This window comes from Arthrobacter sp. P1_B3 (assembly GCF_056406615.1).
In genome coordinates this window covers 111,173-135,849 of sequence record NZ_JBFTZV010000011.1, presented here as the reverse complement: position 1 = coordinate 135,849, position 24,677 = coordinate 111,173, and the positions used below count along the sequence as shown (strand labels likewise).

The 24,677-nt window shown below is 66.8% G+C and carries 20 protein-coding genes; 3 read left to right on the top strand and 17 right to left on the bottom strand.

The features are described 5' to 3' along the window. Positions 1-228, top strand: a 228-nt coding sequence (locus tag AC1D2F_RS13805; RefSeq protein WP_476966948.1) for an HNH endonuclease, incomplete at its 5' end; no start/stop codon positions are given. A gap of 437 nt (positions 229-665) precedes the next feature. On the opposite strand, the gene AC1D2F_RS13800 is transcribed toward AC1D2F_RS13805, so the two are convergent. The 5 genes from AC1D2F_RS13800 to AC1D2F_RS13780 form a co-directional block, all read right to left on the bottom strand. Then, the gene (locus AC1D2F_RS13800; RefSeq protein ID WP_476966953.1) at positions 666-2,420 is read right to left on the bottom strand and encodes a gamma-glutamyltransferase family protein; all 1,755 of its coding nucleotides are present in this window, start codon (positions 2,418-2,420) and stop codon (positions 666-668) included. 106 nt (positions 2,421-2,526) lie between these two features. After that, positions 2,527-2,655, bottom strand: a complete 129-nt coding sequence (locus AC1D2F_RS13795) for an MFS transporter small subunit (RefSeq protein ID WP_364747677.1) — start codon at positions 2,653-2,655, stop codon at positions 2,527-2,529. Between the two features lies 1 nt (position 2,656). Beyond that, positions 2,657-4,051, bottom strand: coding sequence for an OFA family MFS transporter (locus AC1D2F_RS13790; protein ID WP_476966947.1), 1,395 nt, complete (start codon positions 4,049-4,051; stop codon positions 2,657-2,659). A gap of 227 nt (positions 4,052-4,278) precedes the next feature. Then, the gene (locus AC1D2F_RS13785; protein ID WP_229994537.1) at positions 4,279-6,795 is read right to left on the bottom strand and encodes a Tex family protein; all 2,517 of its coding nucleotides are present in this window, start codon (positions 6,793-6,795) and stop codon (positions 4,279-4,281) included. 15 nt (positions 6,796-6,810) lie between these two features. Next, entirely contained in the window at positions 6,811-7,416 is a 606-nt protein-coding gene (locus tag AC1D2F_RS13780; RefSeq protein WP_229994538.1) for an SOUL family heme-binding protein, read from the bottom strand. Positions 7,417-7,556: 140 nt separating this feature from the next. Here AC1D2F_RS13780 and AC1D2F_RS13775 point away from each other — a divergent pair, with 140 nt between their 5' ends. Next, positions 7,557-11,186, top strand: a complete 3,630-nt coding sequence (locus AC1D2F_RS13775) for a TM0106 family RecB-like putative nuclease (protein WP_364747672.1) — start codon at positions 7,557-7,559, stop codon at positions 11,184-11,186. Positions 11,187-11,493: 307 nt separating this feature from the next. Then, a complete protein-coding gene (locus AC1D2F_RS13770; RefSeq protein WP_229994540.1) occupies positions 11,494-11,934 on the top strand; it encodes a hypothetical protein in 441 nt (146 codons plus the stop codon). 295 nt (positions 11,935-12,229) lie between these two features. Here the strand turns inward: AC1D2F_RS13770 and AC1D2F_RS13765 are convergent, their stop codons facing one another. The 12 genes from AC1D2F_RS13765 to AC1D2F_RS13710 all read right to left on the bottom strand — a co-directional run bounded on the left by AC1D2F_RS13765 (position 12,230) and on the right by AC1D2F_RS13710 (position 24,615). Beyond that, positions 12,230-13,063 carry a triose-phosphate isomerase family protein gene (locus AC1D2F_RS13765; RefSeq protein WP_476966946.1) on the bottom strand — a complete coding sequence of 278 codons (834 nt, stop codon included), beginning with the start codon at positions 13,061-13,063 and terminating at the stop codon, positions 12,230-12,232. A 60-nt stretch (positions 13,064-13,123) separates the two neighbouring features. Further along, on the bottom strand, positions 13,124-14,473 hold the full coding sequence (locus tag AC1D2F_RS13760; protein WP_229994542.1) for an MFS transporter: 1,350 nt from the start codon (positions 14,471-14,473) through the stop codon (positions 13,124-13,126). 168 nt (positions 14,474-14,641) lie between these two features. After that, the gene (locus AC1D2F_RS13755; RefSeq protein WP_290369378.1) at positions 14,642-14,770 is read right to left on the bottom strand and encodes a hypothetical protein; all 129 of its coding nucleotides are present in this window, start codon (positions 14,768-14,770) and stop codon (positions 14,642-14,644) included. Positions 14,771-14,782: 12 nt separating this feature from the next. Next, positions 14,783-15,550: an SDR family NAD(P)-dependent oxidoreductase gene (locus AC1D2F_RS13750; RefSeq protein WP_229994543.1), complete on the bottom strand. Its 768-nt coding sequence runs from the start codon at positions 15,548-15,550 to the stop codon at positions 14,783-14,785. Between the two features lie 36 nt (positions 15,551-15,586). Further along, on the bottom strand, positions 15,587-16,573 hold the full coding sequence (locus AC1D2F_RS13745) for a 3-hydroxyacyl-CoA dehydrogenase family protein (RefSeq protein WP_229994544.1): 987 nt from the start codon (positions 16,571-16,573) through the stop codon (positions 15,587-15,589). 2 nt (positions 16,574-16,575) lie between these two features. Further along, on the bottom strand, positions 16,576-17,058 hold the full coding sequence (locus AC1D2F_RS13740) for a ribose-5-phosphate isomerase (protein ID WP_229994545.1): 483 nt from the start codon (positions 17,056-17,058) through the stop codon (positions 16,576-16,578). Continuing rightward, entirely contained in the window at positions 17,055-18,827 is a 1,773-nt protein-coding gene (dhaL, locus tag AC1D2F_RS13735) for a dihydroxyacetone kinase subunit DhaL (RefSeq protein WP_364747667.1), read from the bottom strand. The genes AC1D2F_RS13740 and dhaL overlap by 4 nt, the downstream gene beginning before the upstream one ends. Positions 18,828-18,955: 128 nt before the next feature. Then, a complete protein-coding gene (locus tag AC1D2F_RS13730; protein WP_229994547.1) occupies positions 18,956-19,960 on the bottom strand; it encodes a sugar phosphate isomerase/epimerase family protein in 1,005 nt (334 codons plus the stop codon). Between the two features lie 79 nt (positions 19,961-20,039). Beyond that, positions 20,040-21,164: an NAD(P)-dependent oxidoreductase gene (locus tag AC1D2F_RS13725; RefSeq protein ID WP_364747665.1), complete on the bottom strand. Its 1,125-nt coding sequence runs from the start codon at positions 21,162-21,164 to the stop codon at positions 20,040-20,042. Further along, complete coding sequence (locus tag AC1D2F_RS13720; RefSeq protein WP_229994548.1) at positions 21,161-22,501, bottom strand: MFS transporter; 1,341 nt, start codon at positions 22,499-22,501, stop codon at positions 21,161-21,163. Before AC1D2F_RS13720 ends, AC1D2F_RS13725 begins: the two co-directional genes overlap by 4 nt. A 208-nt stretch (positions 22,502-22,709) precedes the next feature. Next, the gene (locus tag AC1D2F_RS13715; RefSeq protein ID WP_229994549.1) at positions 22,710-23,420 is read right to left on the bottom strand and encodes a GntR family transcriptional regulator; all 711 of its coding nucleotides are present in this window, start codon (positions 23,418-23,420) and stop codon (positions 22,710-22,712) included. 124 nt (positions 23,421-23,544) lie between these two features. Then, the gene (locus AC1D2F_RS13710; protein WP_229994550.1) at positions 23,545-24,615 is read right to left on the bottom strand and encodes an alkene reductase; all 1,071 of its coding nucleotides are present in this window, start codon (positions 24,613-24,615) and stop codon (positions 23,545-23,547) included. Positions 24,616-24,677: the final 62 nt, after the last annotated feature.

The window sequence follows — 24,677 nt, the reverse complement described above, 5'->3', positions numbered from 1 at the left end:
TGGTGCGAGGCCCACCACATCACCTACTGGTCCCGCGGCGGGACCACCGGGACGGACAACGGAACCCTGCTTTGCTCCCACCACCACCACGTGATCCACAAGGAACACTGGACCATCCGGCTCAAAACCGGGATCCCCTGGTTCATCCCGCCACCCCACCTCGACCCCCGCCGGCAACCCAGACGGAACCACTACTTCCGACCAGACGACCTCATGACGGCCGCATGACCACGGCACACGCGACCCCGCCGGGCCGTGCGGTTCCCACGTTCAGGCCAAAGTCTTGGCCCCGCGGGGGCAACGCCGCCGGGCTGCGTGATGCGGGATGGAACAGGGATTAGTGATGACCTCAAAAATTGGCTCGACGGTGACTCTGATATTTCTCTGACGGAGTGCTCTCGCCCTGGTGTGGAGATTGTCACCGTAGTCGTTGCTGGCCTTGTGGGGGGACGAGCATCCCTTTGCGAGCGGCCTCACCGAAGATCAGGCCAATGGCATTGGCTGGTCTAAGCGCCGACCACAAAGTGGACCAAGGTTGAGAAAGTTGAGAAAGAAGAGCGCACTCCTATCGCTCCGCTTCATGGACCGGCTCCACTTCCGGCTAAGAAGCGAGAATTGCTCAGCTCCTCCGCTGAGCGCAGCTACCGCTACCGCTACCGCAACCACTACCGGCCCGCAGCATAGCCCTGCGCACCCCGCGGATTCGCCGCGGCCTGCAGGACCCCGGTCTCGGGATCCCGCACGACGGCGGACAGCCGCCCCAGCGCCCAGTCACCAGCCCGGGTGACAACATGTCCGCGGCGCTCAAGGCATTCGATGACGTCCTCCCCCAGCCGGTCCTCGACGACGGCGCCGCCGGGCTCCCAGGTGCGCGGCCAGAAGGACCCGGGCATCGAGGTCGTGTGGAACGTCGGCGCATCGATGGCCTGCTGCGGTGAGTACCCGCCCACGATGGTCCGCAGCAGGTACGGCAGCTGCCACTGGTCCTGCTGGTCGCCGCCGGGCGAACCCAGGGCCGCCACGGCGTGGCCGTCCCGCAGCACGAGAGTCGGCGTCAAAGTGGTGCGCGGGCGTTTGCCGGGTGTCAGCGTGGAAGGCGTCCCGGGCTCCAGCCAGGTCATCTGCAGCCGCGTGCCCAGGCAGAAGCCCAGCTCCGGGATCGCGGGCGAAGACTGCAGCCAGCCGCCCGACGGTGTGGCCGAAACCATGTTGCCCCACCTATCCACGACGTCGATATGACAGGTATCGCCCCGGGTCTCCCCCGCGGGTGTCACGGTGGGCTCGCCGACGCCGAGTCCGGCCGCGAAGGCATTGCCCGCGAGCGCCGGCGGCGTGTAATCGGTGCGCAGCGGTGGGATGTACGGCTCCCGGCCCGGCACGGTGCCGGGCCGGAACTCGTGGGAGGCCCGGTCCGTGATCAAGGCCCGGCGGCCGGCGCAGTATTCCTCCGACAATAGGTAGTCCAGCGGCACGTCCGTGTCGCCGTAGTACGCCTCCCGGTCCGCGAGCGCGAGCTTCTGCGCCTCCAGGATGGTGTGCGCCCCCAGCTCGGTGGACGGATCAAGGCATCTGTCTTCGAACCCGGACAGGATGGCCAGGGTCTGCAGCAGCGCCGGTCCTTGACCCCAGGGCCCGGTCTTGGCGATCGTGTGGCCCCGGAACTCCACGGTGGCGGCCGACTCATACCCGGCCTCGAACCCCGCCAGGTCGTCCAGGGCGAGCACCCCGCGGTGATCTGTGCCCGAGGAATGCCGGTGCGGGGACTGAACCGAATCCACCATGGCGCGGGCCACGAAGCCCTCCCGCCACTCGCGCCGGGCCGCATCAATTCCTGCCTCGCGGGTAGGCGCTTTAACTCCGGCCTTCACGAGCCGTTCCAGTGTGCGGGCATAGGCCGGGTTCCACACCAGCTCACTTTCGGCAGGGATCCTTCCGCCGGGCATCCACAGCTCAGCCGACGTGGGCCAGTGCGTCTCGAACAGCGCGGCCACGGCGGCGATGGTGGTTCCAACCCGGCCGAGCATCGGGTGGCCGTCCCGCGCGTAGCCGATCGCGAGATCCAGCACCGCGTCCAGCTCCCACGTTCCGTGGTCACGCAGCGGCAGGAGCCAGGCGTCGACGGCGGCAGGCACCGCGGCGGCCAAGGCACCTGAGCCCGGAACGAGGTCCAGGCCTTCGGCCACGTAATGCTCCACGGTGGCCCCGGCCGGCGCCGGCCCCTGCCCCATTAGGACTATCGGCTGATCCGGCCGGTCCGCGGTGACAAAGATCCCGGTCATGTCCCCGCCGGGCCCGTTGAGATGCGGCTCCGCCACATGGAGCACGAAGGCTCCCGCCACCGCGGCGTCGAAGGCGTTGCCGCCGCGCTCAAGCACCGCCTGGGCAGCCGCCGTCGAGAGCCAGTGCGTGGACGCGCTCATCCCGAAGGTGCCTTGCAGTGTGGGGCGGGTGGTGAAGGGCTCCGGCCTGGTGAACGGCACCCGAGCCACGCGCGGGTGGTCACCGGAGACTTCCGCAACCACGGTGTCAGCCAAACAGGGCCGCCACGCGGGTGAGGGTCTCGTATACGCCATACCCAAGGGGCACGCCGACCAGCGCCCACGCGATGACCAATTTTCCGGTGGACGGTGTCACCGGTGTCTGTGCAGTAGTCATTTCAGGCCTCCAAGGCGGGTTCTTCGGACCGGACACGGCCGGCACGGGGTTCATGGAATCGCGCCTCGACCGGCGTGACCAGCAGGTTCGCCACGAACCCGATCACCAGCAGCCCCACCATGGTCAGCAAGGCCGGCTGGTAGGACGCGGCGTTGAGCGCGCCGGGCTTGCCCTGCGCGTCCAGGAACGCGTTGACGATCAGCGGGCCGGCGACGCCGGCCGCGGACCAGGCAGTCAGGAGACGGCCGTGGATGGCACCGACCTGGAAGGTACCGAATAGGTCGCGGAGGTAGGCGGGGGCGGTCGCGAACCCGCCGCCGTAGAAGGAGATGATGACGAATGCGAGGGCGACGTACAGGACGGTCGTCGTCGAGCCGGCCAGCGCCAGCACGGTGTAAAGCAACGCGCCGACGCCGAGGAAGACCATGTAGATGCGCTTGCGGCCGGTGACATCGGAGATCGCCGACCAGGCAAAACGGCCCGACATGTTGCCGATGGACAGGAGCCCCACGAAGCCGGCGGCCACAGCGGCGCTGGCCAGGGAGGTGCCGTCAGTCTGGCGGAAGAAGTCCTGGATCATCGGAGCGGCCTGTTCAAGGATGCCGATGCCTGCCGTGACATTGCAGAACAAGGCGATCCACACGAGCCAGAACTGTCTGGTCTTGACCGCGTTCCTGGCGGAGACATTCTCCGTGGTGACCAGGGAGGCGGCTTTGACCTTGGCCGGGTCGAAGCCTGCCGGCTTCCATCCCTCGGCCGGGACCTTGATGGTGAAGGCGCCGAACATCATGTAGGCCAGATAGACGACGGCGAGGGTCAGGAAGAGCTTGCCCACGGATTCGCCGCTGGCCACCCAGCCCTTGGCGCCGGAGTTGGGATCGTACATCTTGAGCAGTGCCGTGGAGACTGGGCTGGCAATCAGGGCGCCGCCGCCGAATCCCATGATGGCCATGCCGGTGGCGAGTCCGGGACGGTCGGGGAACCATTTGATCAGGGTGGAGACCGGAGAGATGTAGCCGACCCCCAGGCCAATGCCGCCGACGACGCCGTAGCCGAGGTAGACGAGCCAGAGCTGGTGGCTGAAGATGCCCAGCGACCCGATCAGGAAGCCGCTGGCCCAGAACGCGGCGGAGGTGAACATCGCCTTCCGGGGCCCGTTCCTGTCCACCCACGTGCCCATGATGGCGGCCGAGAGGCCCAACATCACGATCGCGATGGAGAAGATCACGCCGACCTCGGTCAGGCTGGCGCCGAAGTGCTTCACCAACGCGGTCTTGTAGACGCTGGTCGCGTAGGCCTGTCCGATGCACAGGTGCACGGCAAGGGCTGCTGGGAGTACGAGCCACCGGTTGAATCCCGGCGGGGCAATGGTTCGTTCGCGGTCCAGCCAGCCCATGTATGCTCCCCTGCTCGTCAACGACATCGGTGTCCAGCACATTGCAGCGACGGTCCTCTGCCAGGGCCTCTGACCGAGCTTCCGGCAGAGCTTCCGGCAGAGGGCCGTTGCCTCCGGCAATCATGGTGCAAGATCGTCAGTAAACGTACTAGTTATGCGCCAAGCGGTAGGGAATCCGCGACGAACGGTAGGTCCGGGGCGGCGGGGGCAGCCGCACCCTGGGAGCGCTACTTGCCCAGACCGGCCCTCCGGAGTGCCTCGGCCATCGCTGTGTTGACGGGCGACGGCGGCGGCGTCGACTTCTGCGGTTGTCGGGCGGGCGTCCGCCGGTCGGGCGCCGGTTTCCCGGACGGCTGCTTCGACGGCGTCTGCGGCGCCGACTGCCGCGGACGTTCCGCCCGCGAGTCTGCACGTCCGCCGGCCGCACGATCGCCGGAGGCTGCCGGTTCGTCGTCGAGCCTTAATGTCAGCGAGATGCGCTTCCGCTCCGGATCCGCTTCCAGCACCTTGACCCGGACCACCTGCCCGGATTTGACCACCTCCCGGGGGTCGGAGACGAACCGGTTGGCCAGCGCGGACACGTGCACGAGCCCGTCCTGGTGCACGCCGACGTCGACGAACGCACCGAACGCCGCCACGTTGGTCACGGTGCCCTCCAACACCATGCCCGGCCTCAGATCCGAGATCTTCTCGATGCCCTCCGAGAACGCTGCCGCAGCGAAGGCCGGACGCGGGTCACGGCCGGGCTTCTCGAGCTCGGCGATGATGTCCTGCACGGTTGGCAGGCCGAAGGAGCCGTCCACGAAGTCCTGCGGGTTCAGTGCCGCATAGCTTCCCGCGGCCGGCGCCTTCCCGGCGGCCGCCTTGATTTTCCGGGCCACCGGGTAAGCCTCGGGGTGCACGCTGGAGGCATCCAGCGGCTCCGCTCCCCCGGTGATCCGGAGGAAGCCCGCACACTGCTCAAACGCCTTGGCGCCCAGCCGCGGGACCTTCTTCAGCTCGCTGCGCTTGTTGAATGGCCCGTGCTCGTTCCGGTACGCCACGATGTTTTCGCTCAGCAGCGGCCCCACGCCGGCCACCCGGCTCAGCAATGCCGGCGAGGCGGTGTTGACGTCCACGCCCACCGCGTTCACGCAGTCCTCGACGACGGCGTCCAGGCTGCGGTCCAGCTTCGCGGCCGTGACGTCGTGCTGGTACTGCCCGACGCCGATCGACTTGGGCTCGATCTTCACCAGCTCCGCGAGCGGGTCCTGCAGGCGCCGCGCGATCGAGACGGCGCCGCGCAAGGATACGTCCATGCCGGGCAGCTCGGCCGCCGCGAGTGCCGACGCCGAATACACCGACGCTCCGGCCTCGGACACCACGATCTTCTGCGGTTTGGCGTGCAAGTTGGCAGAGTCTGAGGCGGGCGCTAGCTGTTTCAGCAGCTCGGCGGCGAGCTTGTCCGTCTCCCGTGACGCCGTACCGTTCCCGATCGCGACGAGTTCGACGCCGTGCTTCTTCGCCAGGCCCACGAGGGTCCGCAGCGCCTCGTCCCATTTCCGGGCCGGGGCGTGCGGGTAAACGGTGTCCGTCGCAACCACCTTGCCGGTTCCATCCACCACCGCGACCTTCACGCCGGTCCGGAGTCCCGGGTCCAGGCCCAGGGTGGCACGGTTCCCGGCCGGCGCGGCGAGCAGCACGTCGCGCAGGTTGGCGGCGAAGACGCGCACGGCCTCGTCCTCGGCGGCGGCGAACATCCGGCTCCGCAGATCAGCCGTCAGCCGGGCCAGCACCCGTGAGCGCCAGGCCAGCTGCGCGGTCTGCAGCAGCCAGGCGTCGGCGGGCCGGCCACGGTCGGCAACCCCGAGGAACCTGGCCACAGCGGCCTCGTAACGGCCGCGCGCGGCCGTTAGGGCGGCGTCGTCGTTCGGTTCAGCCTCGGCGAGCTCCAGCTCCAGCGCCCCGTCCTTCTCGCCGCGCAACAGCGCCAGGACGCGGTGTGATGGCATGCCGGCCGGCTGCTGGGAGAACTCGAAGTAGTCCTTGAACTTCTGGCCCTCAGCTTCCTTGCCCTTCTTCACGCGGGACACCATCCGGCCCTGGGTCCAGAGCCGTTCCCGGAGTGTGGCGGCCAGGTCGGCATCCTGCGCGACGCGTTCCACCAGGATGGAGCGGGCACCGGCGAGGGCCGCCGCGGAGTCCCCGATCGAGTGTTCGGCGTTGAGGTATTTGGCGGCTTCGCGGTCCGGGTCCAGTTCCGGGCGCTTGAGCAGGGCGTCGGCGAGCGGCTCCAGCCCGGCTTCGCGGGCGATCTGAGCCTTCGTGCGCCGCTTGGTTTTGAACGGGAGGTAGATGTCCTCCAGCCGCGACTTGGTGTCGGCGCCGACGACGGCGGCCTGCAGTTCCGGGGTCAGCGCACCCTGGGCGGCGATCGCTTCGAGGATGCTCCGGCGGCGGTCCTCGAGCTCGCGCAAGTAGCGCAGCCGCTCCTCCAACTCGCGGAGCTGGGTGTCGTCCAGGGTTCCGGTCGCTTCCTTGCGGTAGCGGGCGATGAACGGCACGGTGGAGCCGGCGTCGAGCAGGTCCACGGCAGCCTTGACCTGCCAAGGAAGGACGCCGAGTTCGCCGGCGATCTGGGCGGCGATGCCGGACTCCTGCGTGTGCGGCGTGCCGGGCTGTGGTGAGCCGGTCTTCGGCGAGGGGCCGGAGGCGGGCGAGACGGGTGAGGCGGGGCGCTGCGGGTGTTGGGTCACCCAAACCATTTTGCCTTACCCCGGTCAGCGGCCGGGCTCGCCCGGAGGAGTAAAGGGCTCCTGCACGTCCTGAACAACTTCGTTGCGGCGCAGGAACCACGGCTTGAACGGCGGATCAAAACGGGCGAATCGTGGCGGCCCCACAGCCTTCAGCCCGGCTAGCTTCAGTGCCTCCTGGAGGCCATCGTTTCGCCGTACAAAGGCCGCCTCCGACCCGCTGCCTGAGAACCGAAGGGCGGCTGCCAGGGAACCTGGCTGGGCCCGGACTCTAACGTCGGGGTTCGCCGGGACCGGCGCCGTCTCCGCCGTCACCCCAGCGGGGAGCACAAAGGCCACGATGAAATCAGCGGGCTCTGCACTTCCCGGCAGCGGGCCGCTTTGCAATACCGGCGCGGTCATCGCCAGCTTTTGCGACGGCCCGGGCCCCTGGATCACCGGGGCCGTCATCGCCAGCTTCCGTTGCGCCGTGTTGCTGCCGCTGATGTAGTTGAACAGGTGCCGGAAGGCAGCATTCCCGGCGCGGTCGAAGGTCGCTTTGACCTCTATTTCCGCCACGGCGTACGCGGGATAGCGGCGCAGCTCGAAGTGCGCGTAGCGCTGGACCAGCTCATACGGTTGCTGTTCGGTCATAGTCCTCAGACCCTACGCCGGTCCTGCGACAGGAACCAGAGGGGCATTGCCTGGTTCCTGTCCCGTGTTTGACTGTCAGAGGGCTTTGATAGCTTGAATAGCGGAGGCACCAACAACGGGGCACCAGCAACGGGGGCACAGTGTTTTTTCTTGAACCTGAGGTACCGGGCTCATCACCGGATCTGGTCTACTCCGCGAGCGACCTCGTGGTGGCAGCGAGTTGCGAGTATCAGCTGCTGCGCAAACTCGACGAGAAGCTGGGCCGGTCCCCCAGGGCTACGTTCGAAGACGACGAGATGCTCAAGCATGCAGCGGTGTTGGGTGAGCTCCACGAGCGCAAGGTCCTCGGCGGTTTCGTGGCGGAGTTTGGCGACTGGGATCCGGCCACCGGGCACGGCGTGTACGACGTCGTCCCGGCCGAGGCCATGGACCGCGCCACGCTGGCGGCCAAGCACGCCGAGTCCATTGGGGCGCTGCGCGCGGGAGCCGACGTCGTCTTCCAGGCCGCCTTCTTCGACGGCCAGTTCCACGGCCGCTCCGACTTCCTCGTGCGGCAGTCCGACGGTAGCTACGCCGTGTTCGACACCAAGCTCGCCCGCCACGCAAAGGTGACGGCTCTGCTCCAGCTGGCCGCCTACGGCGACCAGCTGCTGAAGGCCGGGATCCCGGTGGACCCGGCGGTGACACTCGTCCTTGGCTCGACGGTGCAGCTGCCCGGCGGCGGATTCGACTACGTGCGAAGCCACCACAAACTCTCCGAGATCCTGCCGGTTTTCCGCGAGCGCCGCGAGCGTTTCCTCGCGCTGACCGCCGCGCACATCGCACAGCCGGGAACAGTGGGCTGGGGCGCGCCCGGGCTCACCGCCTGTGGCCGCTGCGATTACTGCCAGGAGCAAGTCAAAGCCACCGACGATCTCCTCCTCGTGGCCCGGATGAACTCCGTGCAGCGCAAGAACCTCCACGAACGTGGGATTAGTTCAGTCACTGACCTGGCGCAAGCGACCCTCACCAAGCCCACCCCTACGCTCCTGCGCCTGCAGGAACAGGCGCGGATGCAGAGCGGCGTTGGCCCTGCCGACGGCGAAGTCTGCTACCGCAAGGACGGCGAAGAGCACACCATCCGCTACGGCGTCCTGCCCGGGAACACCTTGGCCGAGCTGCCCCCACCGAGCCGGGGCGATATTTTCTTCGACTTCGAAGGCGATCCGCTGTGGCAGGACCGCGCCACGGGAGTGTGGGGGCTCGAGTACCTGTTCGGCGTGATTGAGGCGCCCACCGAGCCCGGCAGTCCGGGGATTTTCCGGCCATTCTGGGCCCACAGCCGGGAGGCGGAGAAGCAGGCGTTCCTCGATTTCCTTGACTACGTCGAGAAACGCCGGCGGGACCACCCGGACATGCACGTCTACCACTACGCACCGTATGAAAAAACGGCGCTTCGAAAACTCTCGGTGATGCACGTTGCCGGGGAGGACATCGTGGACGAGTGGCTCCGCGAAGGCCTGCTGGTGGACCTGTACCAAACGGTCCGGAACAGCATCAGGATCTCCGAGAACTCTTACAGCATCAAGAAGCTCGAGCCGCTCTACATGCGGGCGAACCTTCGAACTGGCGAAGTGAAGGATGCCGGCGCCTCCGTGATTGCCTATGCACGGTTCTGCGACGCGAGGGACAATGAGCGGCCCGACGAAGCGGCCACAATCCTCGCCGGGATCTCCGACTACAACGAATACGACTGCCTCTCCACGCTGGAGCTCCGGAACTGGCTGCTCGGGCTGGCCAAGGAACGCCGGCCGGAGCCGCACGGCGCGGAGGCGGGCGCGGCGTCCGGCGCGGAGGACGGCGCGGAGGCGGGCTTAGAGGACGGCCCCGACGACGACGGCTCGGCACGAGCCGATGCCGCGCTGGCCCCGGCTGAGCTGGCACTGATGGAATTTGCTGAGCCGGGCAGCGGCCTGTCCGAGGACGACCGTAAGGCCGTCGCCATGCTGGCCGCGGCCGTGAGCTATCACCGCCGGGAGCGCAAGTCGTTCTGGTGGGCGCACTTCGACCGGTGTGAGCACGGTCCGGACACGCACGAACGGGACCGGAACGTTTTCCTCGTCGAATCCGCGGAACTCCTCGACGACTGGCAACAGACGGGGACCAAACTTCCGGAGCGGCGGGTCAAGCTGACCGGCTCCGTGAGTCCCGGGTCGGACCTCCGCGAGGGCAGCAAGTGGTTCCGCATGTACGAGCTGCCTCTTCCCGCCGGGCTGGAGGGTACCGGCAAGAACGGAACCGGGCGGAGCGGATGGTTCGGCACGGAGGTCCTGGAGCTGGGGCATGAGGACGGCAAGGACACCGTCATCATCCGGGACCGGCTGCACCGGAAGATACCGCCCTACAATGACCTCCCCATTGCGCTGACGGAAGACCAACCCCTCGCCACCAAGAGCCTCGAGCAAGCACTGGCAGCCCTCGCTGACACGGTGGTCGCCGGCCTGGGGTCCGGCTCCCTCCCCCGCCATCCTGCGCTTGACCTCGTCCGGCGTCAGCCGCCGAGGCTGGCCGCCGGAGCTTCACTGCCGCAGCCTGGTGCCGGACCGGACCGCTTCATTGAAGCCATCACGGCGGCCGTGCTGGCCCTTGACCACTCCTACCTGGCGGTGCAGGGTCCGCCCGGAACGGGCAAGACCCATGTGGGGTCCCACGTCATCGCCCGGCTCGTGGCCCGCGGCTGGAAAATCGGCGTCGTCGGCCAGTCGCACGCGGTGGTGGAGAACCTGCTGAAGACCGCTGTCACGAAGGCCGGGGTCGACCCGGCGCGCGTGGCCAAAGACGTGAAGCACAACGACGCCCTGCCGTGGGCCCGGCGCACCGGCAAGGACGTTGCGGAGCTGCTGGGTGCGCCTGGAGGCGCCCTCGTCGGTGGCACGGCGTGGACCATGACCGGCACCACCGTCCCGGCCGGCTCCCTGGACCTCCTGGTGATTGACGAGGCCGGCCAGTTCTCGCTGGCCAACACCCTTGCCGTGGCCCAGGCCAGCAGCCGGCTGCTCTTGCTCGGCGACCCGCAGCAGCTGCCGCAGGTCAGCCAGGGCAGGCACCCCGAGCCGGTCGACGAGTCTGCCCTGGGCTGGATTTCCGCAGGCCACGCCACGTTGCCGCCCGAGCTTGGCTACTTCTTGGCCGACTCGTGGCGGATGAACTCAGAGCTGTGCCTGGCCGTCTCGGAGTTGTCCTACGAAGGCCGGTTACGTTCCGCCCCGCCCGCGGATCTGCGCCGTCTGGAGGGTGTGCCCGCGGGGATTGAGACGGTGATGGTGCCGCACAGCGGGAACACGACGTCGTCGGCCGAGGAGGCTGCCGAGGTCGTCGGGCAGGTGCGCCGCCATTTGGGCCTTTCCTGGCACACCGCAGACGGAGCCCGGCCATTGGAGGCGGCCGACATCCTGGTGGTGGCTGCCTACAACGCACAGGTCAACGTCATTCGCGATGCCCTGGACGCCGCGAATCTCTCCGGCGTGCGGGTGGGGACCGTGGATAAGTTCCAGGGCCAGGAGGCCGCGGTCGTGATTGTGTCCATGGCATGTTCTGCGGTGGCCGAGGCTCCGCGGGGCATGGAGTTCCTGCTCTCGCGGAACCGGATCAATGTGGCGGTGTCCCGCGGCCAATGGCGTGCCGTGATCGTCCGCGCGCCCGAACTGACCAACTACCTCCCCGCCCACCCCGAGGGTCTGGAGCAGCTGGGCGGCTTCATCGGCCTGTGCCAGAGGTCAGTGGCCTCCTGAGTTTCGGAGTGCTATCGAGGACGGGCTCACTCCCACCGGGGTTCCGGCCAAATACGACGCCAAGATCAGCCCGAATTCCTGGAGCCCGGAATGAAAAAATGGAGTGCTGCACTTGTTGCTGCAAACACGGTAACTCCCGGTTCCCCGGATCCGACCAGGTCGGGAAACTTCGGCAGATAGCAATCATGAAAAATCATCGTTTGGAGTAATGACAGGAAGCACTCCTTGCTGTGATGATAGTCGTGGCTCGGCCCACTGGCTGGAGTTCAATGGGGCTGGCACTTCGCTAGCCTGGGGGGAGATTTGCATGTTTAGAGTCGAAAAAACCGAGGACAATCTGGTGCCTCGAGTCGCAGATGCCGACGCCGGTGTATATCTCGAGTGGTTAGTAACAGGAAGCCCCTACACCACCGAAGTTTTCGAGCTGCTAAATGCAAGCGGCGGAATCCCTTTTACCACGTCGCGAGAACACGTCGTTGACCCTGAAAGTGGACTTAAGTTCACACTGTTCAAATTTATCACCTTTGGCAGTGCCCCCCGAGCTCAAAGTAGGGCTAAGCATCTAGTCAATCGCACATTCGACGACGACAACGAAAAGCAATATTGGATGAAAATTGCCGTGGAGGCGCTGCTAGTCTTTGGAACTGCTTTCAATGGCTTAGAGGCACCCTATAAGGGGTTCACGCGTGTTGAATTTAATAATCGCATCTACACTCTTGAGCATTTTGGATACACGTTGGGCAAATAATAAAGCTGCAGAGGCCGAGAGTGCGGTTAAGTAACTTATATAAAGCTTGCGGATGCCCTCATGGCGTTTGGCAACCTTGGTGAAAACATTACATCTGCCGCTTTTGAGAATTTAGTCCGCCAGCCCAACCTTTAACGCCAACAGTCGGCACAAGGGTGTCCTGCCCAATCCTCAGGGCCAAGGCTGGACATGTCCCTCGGTGATTCACAACCTGTCCGCGGTTATTCATGGCAATCCTTTGGACATGCCCATTCTTAGCCGCCAGCAGTGAGCACAATGGCATCCTGCCCACTCTTCAGGACCAAGGCTGAACATGTCCCACGGTGGTTGGTGCCGGCGCGTGGAGACACTCGGCCAGCAGGAGTGCCTCATCCAGCACCGCGCCAAAATTCCCGGGATCGTGCGCAAACCGGCCCAGGAACAGGCCCGAGACGCCCTCAAGGGTTGGCAGCAGTCCCGGCTTGGCCGAACCCCCGTAGATGACCGGCGATCCTGGCACGCCAGCCACGGTGAGCTGAGCCCGGAGCCGCTGGACGACGTCGGACACGTAGGAAGCGTCCGCCGGCTCCGCCGCACCAATAGCCCAGACCGGTTCGTAGGCCACCACCAGCCGGCCGGCCAGGTCCCAGTCGCCGTCGACGGCCGACTCAATCTGGCGGTGCACAAAGTCCGCGGCGGCGGCGGGCTCCCCGCGCTCAGTCTCCCCCACGCACAGCAGCGGCGTAAGCCCGGCGTCGTCCGCGGCCCGGACCTTGAGGGCCACCATGGCATCGTCCTCGTGGAAATGCCGCCGGCGTTCGGCATGGCCGATCTCCACGAGCCGGACACCGAGTTCCGCAAGCATGGACGGCGCCACTTCCCCAGTCCAGGGCCCGTCCGCCCAGCCGCAGTTCTGGGCTCCGAGCAAGAGTGGCGAACCGGCCAGGAGCCCGGCCGCCGCGGGCAGGACGGGGAAAGACGGAATGACAAACGGGACAACCCGCCCGGCCGCGAGGGCCGGACGGGCGTCCACTTCGTGCCGCAGCCGCTCCAGCCAGGCCAGGCTGTCCCGGTAGCCGAGATACATCTTGGTGCTGACCCCCACCAGGATCTGGTTGCTGGAGGTCTGGCTACTGGGGTTCTGCTGCATGTGTTGGTGCTTTCTGCTGGATCCAGTTGATGGGCGCTGGAAGGCGGGGGCTGGGAGGCCTTACTGCTCCAGCAGTTCGTCGGCCTTGTTCTTGAAGCGGCGGGTCGCGAACATCATGGCCGCTGCCAGGAACGGGAGCACGCCGAGGGCGTAGACGCCCATGGTGCCCGTGTCCGAGGCGGTGATCTGGTTGACCGAGGTCCGCAGGATCGGTGCCACGAAGCCGCCGAGGTTTCCGAGCGAGTTGATCAGGCCGATGCCCGCGGCCGCGGCCGTTCCGGTGAGGAACGCCGTCGGGTAGGACCAGGCGATGGGGCCGATGGAAAGGAAGGAACACACGGCCAGGGTGATGAAGATGATGCCGAGTGCTGGAATGTGGTTTGCGCCGGCCCACGCGGAGCCGAAGATGCAGAGACCGGTGGAGATGAACAGCCCGGTGCCCCAGACCCGGCGGCGGACCACGGTGTTGGCGGCCTTGCCGATGAAGTAGCAGGCGAAGATGCCGAAGAACCACGGGATGGCTGCCATCAGGCCGACGGCGATGCCCACCTTCTGCCCGGTCAACTGGGCTACCTGCTGCGGCAGGTAGAACGTGACGCCGTAGACGGCGATCTGCAGGCAGAAGTAGATGATGGTGAAGTACCAGACCTTGCCATTCTTCATGGCAGCCAGGACGCCGCGCGGCCCGGACTCTTCCTTGACGGTGTCCTCGAGCGCCATGACTTCCAGGAGCGCGCGCTTCTCGTCCTTGTCCAGGAATTTGGCATCCTGCGGGCTGTTGATCAGGAAGAAGTACGCGGCGATGCCGGCGATGACCGCCAGCATGCCTTCGACGAAGAACATGACCTGCCAGCCCTGGACCCCGGGGACCTGGTCGCCGATGTTGATCAGCCAGCCGGAGAGCGGGGCGCCCAGCATCTGGGAGAACGGCTGGGCCAGGTAGAAGATGGCGAACATCTTGACGCGGACCTTGTTGGGGAACCACGCGGCCAGGAACATGATGACGCCGGGGAACAGCCCGGCCTCGGTGACACCCAGCAGGAACCGCAGGATGATGAAGGACGTCTCGCCCTGGACGAACGCGAAGCAGGCAGAGACGATGCCCCAGGTGATGGCGATGCGGGCCAGCCACACCTTCGCCCCGAACTTGGTCAGGAGCAGGTTGCTCGGGATTTCGAACAGGGCGTAGCCGATGAAGAAGATCCCGGCGCCCAGGGCGTAGGCCCCGGCAGTGATGCCCTTGTCCACGCCGAGAGCGGCCTCGGCGAAGCCCACGTTGGTGCGGTCCAGGAAGGCGACCACATAGAGGATCACCAGCATGGGCATGAGCCGGCGGGAGGCCTTGGAGATAGCCGATTTAAGTACCGGTGTCTCCAGTAGGTCCCGGGTGGACGTTGTTGTTACGGTCATCAAAAAACTCCTCGTCGAGCAATCAGTGGGGTAAATCAGTTGCGTGGAGAACGGCCGGATCCGGCCAGCCCAAATGAGGCCAGCCCAAATGAGGCCAGCCCAAATGAGGCCAGGCCAAAATCCGGCCTGGCCAAATGAGGCCAGGCCGGATCCGGCCGGGAACAACTTCTAGCGTGAAAAAGCCATCATCAGGACGCCGGCCAGGCAGGCCAGGATCCCGACGGCGAGGTAGATCTTCCGTCCCTTGCTCCAGGCCGCGAATCCGGAGGCAGCGGGGGTTTGGCTGTGTTGTGCCACGATGCTTCTTCCTTAGTGCATGTAGAGTCCGCCATCCACATTCAGCGTCTGGCCGGAGATGTAACCGGCGTCCTCGCTGATGAGGAAGGCGATGGCTGCTGCGATGTCCCGGGTGGAGCCAACGCGGTTGACCACGAGGTCTTTGGTCAGTTCGTCCTTGCGTTCATCGCTGAGGGTGCCGCCCATGATGTCGGTGTCGATGGGGCCCGGTGAGATGGCGTTGACGGTGATGTCGTATTCGCCCAGTTCGCGGGCCGTTGCCCGGGTCAGGCCGATCACGCCGGCCTTCGCCACCGAGTACGGCGTCTTGGAGAACGTGCCGCCGCCGCGCTGCGCGGAGACAGAGGAGATGTTCACGATGCGCCCGATCCTGTTCTTCACCATGGATTCTGCGACGCGGCGCGTGGCGTAGTGGACGCCGTTGAGGTTGATGTTGAGCACGCGGTCCCATTCGGCGGCGTCGAGTTCCAGGTAGGGAACCGGCGAGCTGACACCTGCCACGTTGGCGAGCGCAACGATCTGCGGCAGCTCCGCCTCGATGGTGTCGATTGCCGCGCGGACCGAGCTTTCGTCGGAAACGTTGGCGCCGGCGCCGAACGCCTTGACGCCGTGCTCGGCGGCCAGTTCCTTGGCCGCGGCCTTGCAGAGTGCGTCATCGAGATCGATGATGCCGATGTTCCAGCCCTGGGCCGCCAGGTAGCTGGCGGTGGCGCGGCCGATGCCTCGCTCGGACACGGCGCCGGTGATGATGGCCGTGCGTTCTGCGGGGAAAGTGCTCATTGGAAGGCTCCTGAAGTGAAAGTGGAAGGTGCGGACTCAGTTGATGGGAGCGGGGCCGAGCTCGTCGATGAGCTTCTGCATGGCCACGTACGCCTTGTTCCGGTACGCGATCAGTTCCGGCGTGCGCTCCGCCGGGACGTTCAGGAAGCCCGCTCCTGTTTTGGTGCCCAGCTTTCCGGCCTCCACCAGCTCGGTGAGGATCTTCGGGGTGGCGAACCGTTCCGGGAAGTCGGTCTGGAGCGACTTGTAGCAGAAGTTGTAGACGTCCAGTCCGGCCATGTCGGCGATCGCGAAGGGCCCGAAGAACGGCAGACGGAAGCCGAAGGTGGTCCGGACCAGGGTGTCGACGTCTTCCGCGGTCGCGATTTCCTGCTCCACCAGCTGGGCGGCCTCGTGGAACAGCGCGTACTGGAGCCGGTTGAGCACGAATCCGGTCACATCCTTGACGACGGCGGTCTGCTTGTTGGCCGCATGCACGAGGTCGCGGACGGCGCCGACAGTGACTGCCGAGGTACCGGCGTGAGGGATGATTTCCACACCCGGGATGAAGGGCGACGGGTTGGAGAAGTGCACGCCCAGGAAGCGTTCCGGATTGGTGACCGGCTCGGACAGGTCCGCGATGGAGATCGTGGACGTGTTGGAGCCGATGATGGCATCCGGGCGGGCAGCCGCACTGATGCGGGCGAGGGTCTGGTGCTTGATCTCGATGACCTCGGGGACAGCTTCTTCGATGAAGTCCGCGTCCGCCACGGCTTCCTCGATGTCCTTGGCGGCCCAGAGGTTTTCCTTCAGGATGGCGGTGGAGCCTTCCGGGAAAAGCCCCGCGGCAACGAATTCGTCAGATTCGGCCAGGAGCCGCTCGTAGTTCTTCAGGGCGACTTCGGCGGACACGTCCGCGAGTGCAACCCGGGCGCCGCCGAGCGCCAGGACCTGCGCGATCCCGCCGCCCATGTAGCCGGAGCCGACGACGGCGATCTTGCGGGCGGCGTTGATGGCCGCTGCGGTAGCTGTTGATTCGGTCATGTTCAGACTGCCTTCGTGTATTCGGGCTCGTACGAGCAGATGGCGTCCACCTTCGCGGCGGAAGAGGAGTTTTCATCGAAGCGGTGGCTCAGCCATTCGCCCACGAGCTTCTTGGCGAGTTCCAGCCCGATGACGCGCTGCCCCATGGTGAGCACCTGGGCGTTGTTGCTCAGGACCGACCGTTCCACGGAGTAGCTGTCGTGGGCGGTGACAGCGCGGATGCCGGGGACCTTGTTGGCCGCGATGGCCACGCCCAGGCCGGTGCCGCAGATCAGCAGCGCCCGGTCGGCTTCGCCCTCGGCGATTTTGCGGGCCGCGTCGACAGCCACGTGCGGGTAGGCGGTGGAGTCGTCGGGTCCGACGCCGATATCCAGCACGGAGGCGACGCGGGGGTCGGCTTCGAGCAGCGCCTTCAGGGCGTTCTTGTATTCGACGCCGGCCTCATCGTTGCCGACGACGATGCGCCAGCCTGCTGTTGTGCTCATGCTTGTGCTCCTTGTTCCGCCGGCTCGGAAGTAGCGAGCCGGGTTCCTGTGCTGGAAGTGTCGGTGTGTGCAGAAATCCGGGTGGCGATGAGTGCGAAGGACACCGCACCGGGGTCGGGGTGGCCGAGGCTCTTTTCCGCGAGGGGGCGGGCCCGGCCCTTGAGTGGACGCAACCCGGAGGTCGCCTCCGCGGCGGCCGTGGCGGCTTCCGCTGCCGCGGCGAGGGAGGCAGCCACTGGGGTGCCGGCGTCGAACGCGGTGAGGAAGGCGTTCCGGAACGGCACGAGGGCGTCCACCATGGTCTTGTCGCCCAGTTCGGCCTTGCCGAGCTCGGTGATCGCGTCAACGAAGGCCGTGACCGCGGCAGCCGCGTCCTCGCCGCTGTAGCTGTCCTGGTTGCCCAGGGCCTGTCCGGCCGCGATGATCGCCGAGCCCCAGAGTGCGCCCGAGGTGCCGCCGGCGCGTTCGCTCCAGGCCTCCCCTGCAGCGGTCAGGATGCGCGACGGCGAGGCGCCGCCGTCGTTCGCCGCAGCCTGCTCAGCCGCAGTGACTGCCGCGTCCACGCCGCGGCGCATGCCGATGCCGTGGTCGCCGTCGCCGGCGATCGCATCCAGCCGGCCGAGTTCTTCCTCATGCTCAATGATCACGTTCTGCGTCTGGCCGAGCAGGTCGGCAGCCAGCCGGCCAAGGGCTGCCGCCGCTGCGGTGGGGCGCTCGACGTCGGCGGTCTCGGCGGCTTCGGGACCGGCGAGCTCGCGGCGGGCACGGGGCGCCAGGTTTCCCTTGCGGAACGCCGGGGTGTCCGCCGGGGCGGCCCAGTACTGCTCGAGTTCCTCGTCCAGCCACAGCAGGGTCAGGGACAGTCCGGACATGTCCAGGCTGGTGACGAGCTCGCCGCATTCGGGCTCCACCACGGTGAGCCCGGCTGCGGTGAGGAGCTTCTCGATCTTGCCGAACAGCAGGAAGAGCTCGTCGTACTTGACCGTGCCGAGGCCGTTGACGATTGCGACCACGCGGGTGCCGGCGTCGTCCGGCTTGTCGGCCAGGAGCCGGCTGACCAGGAGTTCGGCCAGTTCAGAGGCGGTGGGCATGGGGTGATCGGAGATGCCCGGTTCGCCGTGGATGCCCAGGCCGAGGGACATGTGCCCCGCCGGGACAGTGAACAGCGGCGCGTCCGCCCCGGGCAGGGTGCAGCCGTCGAAGGCCACGCCGAGGGAGCGGGTGCGGTAGTTGGTCCGGATGGCCAGCCGTTCGACGTCGTCCAGGCTCAGTCCGGCCTCGGCGGCGGCGCCGGCGATCTTGAAGACTGTCAGGTCCCCGGCGATGCCGCGGCGCTTCTCGATCTGGTCCAGCGGGGCGCTGGCGATGTCGTCGGTGACCAGGACCGTGCGGGTTTCAATGCCTTCGGCGTTGAGCCGCAGTTGGGCCTGGCCGAAGTGCAGGACGTCGCCGGCGTAGTTGCCGTAGCTCAGCAGCACGCCGCCGCCGGCGTTGGCGGCCTTGGCCACGCGGTAGACCTGGCCGGCCGCGGGCGAGGCGAACATGTTGCCGCAGGCCGAGGCGGTGGCCAGGCCCGGCCCGACGAGGCCGGCGAAGGCCGGGTAGTGCCCGGAGCCGCCGCCGACCACCAGGGCGACCTGCCCGGCCGGGACCTCGGTGGAGCGGACGACGCCGCCGTCGACACGGGCAACGTAGCCGCGGTTGGCCGCAACGAAGCCGTCCAGTGCCTCATCCGCGAAATCAGCGGGATTGTCGAAGATCTGAGTCATGGTTCCTCATTGAATCCGTGTTGGAGAAGTATTGCTGGGGGTAGATCCGGGGTGGTGCGGCCGCCCCCCCCAAATGGCTTGACGGCCGCACCAGGCGCCAGCTTCAGGCGCCAGCGTTAGGCACCGGGTCAGACGCCGGCAAGTGCCGTGGCTGCGGGCTGCTGCCGGCCCTGGGCTACCTGGCTCTGGCCGAGGGCGTAGCCGTCGGCCTTCGGCAGGACCTGGCGGCGGAGGTAGTCCTGGTTGCTGGCCGTAACGCTGAGCCCGTCGCCGCCGTAGTGCTCGGTGCACAGGATGCCCTGGAAGCCAACGGAGAGCGCCACCTTGAACGCCTCGCGGTAGTTGATGAGGCCGCTTTCCATCGGGGCCGGCATCGCGACGTAGGTGTCCCTGGCCACGTCCTCGTCGCGGATGTAGTTCTTCATGTGCCAGTAGTTGGAGTACGGGAGGGTCTTGGCCACCATCTCGCGCCAGTCCTCGATCGGGCGGTGGAGCCGGATGAGGTTGCCGATGTCAGGGTTGATGCCGACGTTGGCCAGGCCGATGTCCTGGACCAACTGGACCGAAGAATCCGCGGTGCCGAGGTACGTGTCCTCGTACATTTCGAGCGAGAGCAGGACGCCGACCTCGGCCGCGTGCTGGCCGAGTTCCCGCAGGCGGGTCACAGCCTTGCCCCAGGTTTCCTTATCCCCCACCGGGTCCTTGTAGCCTTCGACGGTCCAGAACCAGAGCTGTTTCTGCTGCTCTGCGGTGATGGCCTGGTGCAGTCCGAAGGAGACGACCTCGCAGCCAAGCTCGGCCGCTGCGTCGATGGTGCGGTGGCTGTACGCCAGATTGGCTTCCCAGTTGGCTGCCTCGATGACGCTGCGGCGGATGGCCGAGATGACGGGGATGCCGATGCCCACGTTGTCCGCGGTCTGCTTGAACTCGGCAAGGCGGGCGGAGCTCAGGTCGCCGGGGCGTACCCAGCTGTCCGTGAGGTCGGCGTTGGCAAAGCCTGCGTCCTTGACCTCGGTGAGGACCTCGGCCCAGGCGGAGGCGTCGGCGTCGTTGATGTGGTTACCCTGCGCGTCGGTTCCCGGGAACTGCAGGAGCGCTGCGGTGATGGGCCAGTTTTCGGCTGTATAAGCCATGGGGGTTCACTCCTTCGTGGAATCCTGTTTCCTATAGGATTTACTATCTGGGGGGATGTTGTCAAGGTCACATCCCGGGTTACGCGCGCCTTGCGGTGAATGCCGCGGTTGCGAAGACCTCCGGATTCAGGACGTTGGCAGGGCGCTCCCCCGCCGCGACGGCCAGGATCGAGGCAATGGCGCTGGCCGCGACGTCCCGGGTGAAATCCTCGGTCCAGCACAGGGAATGCGGCGACAGCACCACGTTGTCCAAGGTCAGTAGCTCGTCATTGGGAAGTAGGGGTTCCGGCTCAAAGACGTCCAGGCCGGCGCCGGCGATCCGGCCGTCCCGGAGGACGTCCCGGAGGGCATCCGTGTCCACGAGCTTTCCGCGGCCGATATTGATCAGGTAGGCGCTGGGCTTCATCCGGGCCAACGCGGTGGCGTCTATCAGCTTTTCGGTCGCCGGGGTCAGTGCGGCACAGAGGACAACGTAGTCCGAGCGCTCCAGGAGCTCGTTCAGGCCCAGCAGCTCGACGCCGAGCCCGGCGGCCCCCGCATGGCGGCCGCTGCGGTTGTTGCCCACCACTTTCATCCCGAGTGGGGCCAGCAGGCGGGCAAGCTCAGCGCCCACGCTGCCGAAGCCCACGATGCCGACCGTCTGGCCCACGAGCGGCGCGCCGCGGTAGTGCTCGCGCTGCACCCAGTCAGAGGTCCGGGTCAGCCTGTCCTTGGCCAGGAGCTTGTGCGAGAGCGCCAGGAGCAGCGTCAGCCCCGCCACCGCCAACGGCCGCCGGATCGCGTCCGGGGTGTTGGTGACAACGACGCCGGCGCGGGTGCAGGCGTCCAAATCGATGGTTTCGTAGCCGGCCCCGAACCGGGCGATCAGCCTCAGGTCCGGAGCGTGGTCCACGGTGCGTGAATCGAAAGCGATGTGTCCCAGTGACAGAACGGCCTGGACCCCGGCGAGGTCGGGCAGCGGAACCGGGTCTGTGTAGCTGGGCAGGACGTTCCAACTGATGCCATTCTCAGTGAGTCGTTGCAGCCCCAGGTCGCCGTGGATGGAGCTGCCGTCCGGCCGGGCGGCGTCGGCCGTGACGGCCACGGTGAACGGCGGGCGGGCGGTTCCCGCTGTGATGGTTTCCGCCGTGGTGGTTCCCGCCGCCGGGGCGGTCGCCGAGTTGGCGACCGCCGTCGTGGTCAATGCATTTGTTGCTGCGCTCATGCGTCGGTTCGGCTTTCTGTCTGCGTTGCTGCGGTCTTGTCCTTGATGGGTTCGCGGACCAGCACCGTGTAAGCCACGGCGGCCAGGGCCGCGATGATGCCGCCGATAACGAACGACGGCGCGTAGGAGCCGGTGGCATCGGCGATCACGCCGGTCAGCAGCGGGGCAAAGGCGCCGCCGAAGTAGCCGCCGAAGTTCTGGATGGCACCGACCGAGGCAACCTGGGAGTTATCCACGATGTCGCCGGGCATGGCCCAGGCGGCCGCCTGCATGGTGGCGACGAAGCCCAGCGCCACAGTCATGACAGCGATGGCGAGCGGAAGGGAATCCACGAACGGGATGAGGCAGATCAGGATGCCGGCCGCGACGGCGGCTACGGACATCACGTGGCGCTTGGCCAGCAGCGGATCGCGGCCTGCCTTCTTCGAGTAACGTGTCATGACCCAGCCGCCGGTGATGCCGAGGATGGCTGCGCCGAGGTACGGGACGGCGGCGAGCCAGCCGGAGCTGGCGATGCTGGCACCGCGTTCTTCCTGCAGGTAGAGCGGCAGGAAGACGATGAAGATGTTCCAGATCCAGATGACGCAGAAGAAGCCGGCCATCATGCCCCAGATTTGGCGGTGCTTGAAAAGTCCGAGCCACGAGACTTTCTTGGCGGTCAGAAGCTGGGTGGTGCGCTGGCTTTCGATGTAGTCCAGTTCCTTGGAGCTGATGCGTTTGTGCTCTTCGGGAGCGCGGTAGTAAAGGAAGAAGGCCAGCGCCAGCACGAGGCCTGCGACGCCGAGGAATACGAAGATGGCCTGCCAGCCGAAGGCGAGCATGATGGCGGTCAGGACGGGCGGCGCGATGGCGGGTCCCCATTTGGACCCGCTATCCCAGATGGCGGTGGCCTGTCCGCGCTCGGCCCGGGGGAACCAGTCAGCGGTGAGCTTGGCCGACGCCGGCCCGTTCGGGGCTTCGGTGATGCCGAGCAGGAAGCGGAAGGTGATGAACTGCCACATCTTGGTGCCGACGGCCATCAGCGCTGTCGCGATGCTCCAGCCCGCGATCGCCAGGAAGTACATCCGGCGGGCGCCCAGCTTGTCCACGAGCCAGCCCGCGGGCAGCTGGGCAAAAGCGTAGGTCCAGGAGAACACCGTGCCCAGGAGGCCAATGTCCGTGCGGGTCATTCCGAAGTCTTTGATCAGTTGCGGCGCGGCGATAGAGATCGCGCTGCGGTCCATGTAGTTGATGATGCCGGCGGCCAGCGCCCAGCCGAGGATCCACCACCGCAGATTCTTGATGGTGCGGCGTGTCGCTGACTCCTTGGGCCCTGCGGCCAAAGTTTCTGTTTGCACTCTTCACTCCCTCGTGACTCCCCATGCCGGCACCGTAGCCGTCACAATCGAAGATCCTATAGGGTCTTCTATCTACTGTGAAGGGGGTCACAAAAAAGCTTTTACAGGAGTCTGCAGCGGCCGTCCGCGGGGCTGTCCGCAGGGCCGTCCGCGGGGCTGTCCGCAGGGCCGTCCGCGGGGCCGTCCGCGGAACGAGACGGAACGGAGTTTATTCGGCGGGAGCGTCCGCGATGGCGCGGCCGCGCACCTTCCGCACGTGCTCGGCCATGGCAGCTGCGGCCTTCTCCGGGTCGCCCGTGGAAAGCGCCTCCAGGACCGCCTGGTGCTCGGCGATGGCCTGCTCCGCGTCGGTGATGCCCACGCCGCCGAACAGGCGGAAGCGCTGGACCTGCCCGCCGAGGGCCGCATAGGCAGCCACCATGAACTGGTTGCCGGTCTGCTCCGCGATCAACCGGTGGAACCGCTCATCGGCTTCCAGATAGTCGCGGTATTCGGCAAACGACGGGCCGCGCGGCGCCTTCTTGAGGTCGGCGACAGCCCTGGCCAGCTCGGCTTGGTGCGCCGGTGTCTGCCGGGCGCACGCCAGGCGGGCATTGACGGGCTCGATGGCCAGCCGCGCTTCCATGAGTTCGGCGAAGTCCTCCCGGGTGAACATCGGCGCCACCCGGTAGCCCTTGAGCGCGACACGGCGGACCATTCCGGTGTGTTCGAGCCGGGCAAGCGCCTCGCGCACCGGCGTCGGGGAAACATCGAGCTCCCTGGCGGTGCCATCGATGCTCACAGCGGCCCCGGGTTCGAGCCGCCCGTCCATCAGTGACGCCAAAAGCTCCTCGTAGACGTGGTCGGCGAGGACCTGGCGGCTGACGGGACGGCCCGCGTAGTGGCCCTCAGGGCGACTCCCGGAGGAAGCTGGTTGCATCTTCAGATCCTATAGGACGCCGGACATGCCCATTCTTTAACGCAAAGAGTGGGCAGAACGGTGTTCTGCCCACTCTTCGTTGCCACGGCTGGACATGTCCAGCCGTGGCGGTGCTGGCGCTGCCTTAGTTCTGGTAGGCCGGGTAGTCGGTGTAGCCCTCGGGGCCGTCGGTGTAGAACGTGGCCGGATTCGCCTCGTTGACCGGCAGGCCTTCGCGCCAGCGGCGGACCAGGTCTGGGTTGGCGATGGCGGGGCGTCCGACGACGACGGCGTCAGCGTGGCCGTCTGCGACCAGTGCGGTCGCCTCGTCGCGCGTGGTGACGATGCCGAAGCCGGTGTTGATCAGGAACGTTCCGTTGAACCGTGCGCGCAGGTCCTGGACCAGCTCGCTGGTGGGGTCCTTGTGCAGGATGCTGAGGTAGGCCAGCTTCAGCGGAGCCAGAGCGTCCACGAGGTGGGCGTAGGTGGCCCGGACATCTGCTGCGTCGAGTTCGAGGGCACCCTGGACATTGTGCTCCGGCGAAATGCGGATGCCGACACGGTCCGCGCCGATGGCGTCCACCACGGCCTGGGTCACTTCAATCACGAAGCGCGCCCGGTTCTCCGGGGAGCCGCCGTAGACGTCGTCGCGCTGGTTGGCGGCCGGAGTGAGGAACTCGTGCAGAAGGTAACCGTTGGCCGAGTGAAGCTCGACGCCGTCGAATCCTGCCTCTACTGCCTTGCGGGAGGCCGTCACGAATTCCTGGACGATGCCCGGCAGTTCCTCGGTGGCCAGGGCGCGCGGGACAGGGAACGCCTTCTTGCCTTCGTACGTGCGGGTCTCGCCGTCGATGGCAATGGCACTGGGGGCGACTACCTCGTAGCCACCGGTCGTGTCCTGGTGGGTAACCCGGCCGGCGTGCATGACCTGGGCGAAGATGCGGCCGCCCTCAGCGTGCACGGCGGCTGTGACGTTGGCCCAGCCCTTGAGCTGCTCGTCGGTCACGAGCCCGGGCTGGCCCGGGAAGCCTCGGCCTGCGTGGCTGGGGTACGTGCCCTCACTGACGATCAGGCCGAGCGAGGCGCGCTGGCGGTAGTGCTCGACCACCAGCGGGCCGGGGATTCCTTCTTTGCCGGAGCGGACGCGGGTAAGCGGCGCCATGACGAGTCGGTTGGGCAGCTCCAGCTCGCCGAGGGTCATCGGGGAAAACAGCATGCGCAGTTCCTTTCACAATGGATTGGTTCATTGACGGTAACTGCACAGCGTTTGCAACTATT

Coding starts and splice junctions, on each gene's coding strand:
- AC1D2F_RS13800 (WP_476966953.1), bottom strand. CDS start 2,420: ATGAGCGCGTCCACGCACTGGCTCTCGACGGCGGCTGCCCAGGCGGTG.
- AC1D2F_RS13795 (WP_364747677.1), bottom strand. CDS start 2,655: ATGACTACTGCACAGACACCGGTGACACCGTCCACCGGAAAATTGGTC.
- AC1D2F_RS13790 (WP_476966947.1), bottom strand. CDS start 4,051: ATGGGCTGGCTGGACCGCGAACGAACCATTGCCCCGCCGGGATTCAAC.
- AC1D2F_RS13785 (WP_229994537.1), bottom strand. CDS start 6,795: ATGGTTTGGGTGACCCAACACCCGCAGCGCCCCGCCTCACCCGTCTCG.
- AC1D2F_RS13780 (WP_229994538.1), bottom strand. CDS start 7,416: ATGACCGAACAGCAACCGTATGAGCTGGTCCAGCGCTACGCGCACTTC.
- AC1D2F_RS13770 (WP_229994540.1), top strand. CDS start 11,494: ATGTTTAGAGTCGAAAAAACCGAGGACAATCTGGTGCCTCGAGTCGCA.
- AC1D2F_RS13765 (WP_476966946.1), bottom strand. CDS start 13,063: ATGCAGCAGAACCCCAGTAGCCAGACCTCCAGCAACCAGATCCTGGTG.
- AC1D2F_RS13760 (WP_229994542.1), bottom strand. CDS start 14,473: ATGACCGTAACAACAACGTCCACCCGGGACCTACTGGAGACACCGGTA.
- AC1D2F_RS13750 (WP_229994543.1), bottom strand. CDS start 15,550: ATGAGCACTTTCCCCGCAGAACGCACGGCCATCATCACCGGCGCCGTG.
- AC1D2F_RS13745 (WP_229994544.1), bottom strand. CDS start 16,573: ATGACCGAATCAACAGCTACCGCAGCGGCCATCAACGCCGCCCGCAAG.
- AC1D2F_RS13740 (WP_229994545.1), bottom strand. CDS start 17,058: ATGAGCACAACAGCAGGCTGGCGCATCGTCGTCGGCAACGATGAGGCC.
- dhaL (WP_364747667.1), bottom strand. CDS start 18,827: ATGACTCAGATCTTCGACAATCCCGCTGATTTCGCGGATGAGGCACTG.
- AC1D2F_RS13730 (WP_229994547.1), bottom strand. CDS start 19,960: ATGGCTTATACAGCCGAAAACTGGCCCATCACCGCAGCGCTCCTGCAG.
- AC1D2F_RS13725 (WP_364747665.1), bottom strand. CDS start 21,164: ATGAGCGCAGCAACAAATGCATTGACCACGACGGCGGTCGCCAACTCG.
- AC1D2F_RS13715 (WP_229994549.1), bottom strand. CDS start 23,420: ATGCAACCAGCTTCCTCCGGGAGTCGCCCTGAGGGCCACTACGCGGGC.
- AC1D2F_RS13710 (WP_229994550.1), bottom strand. CDS start 24,615: ATGCTGTTTTCCCCGATGACCCTCGGCGAGCTGGAGCTGCCCAACCGA.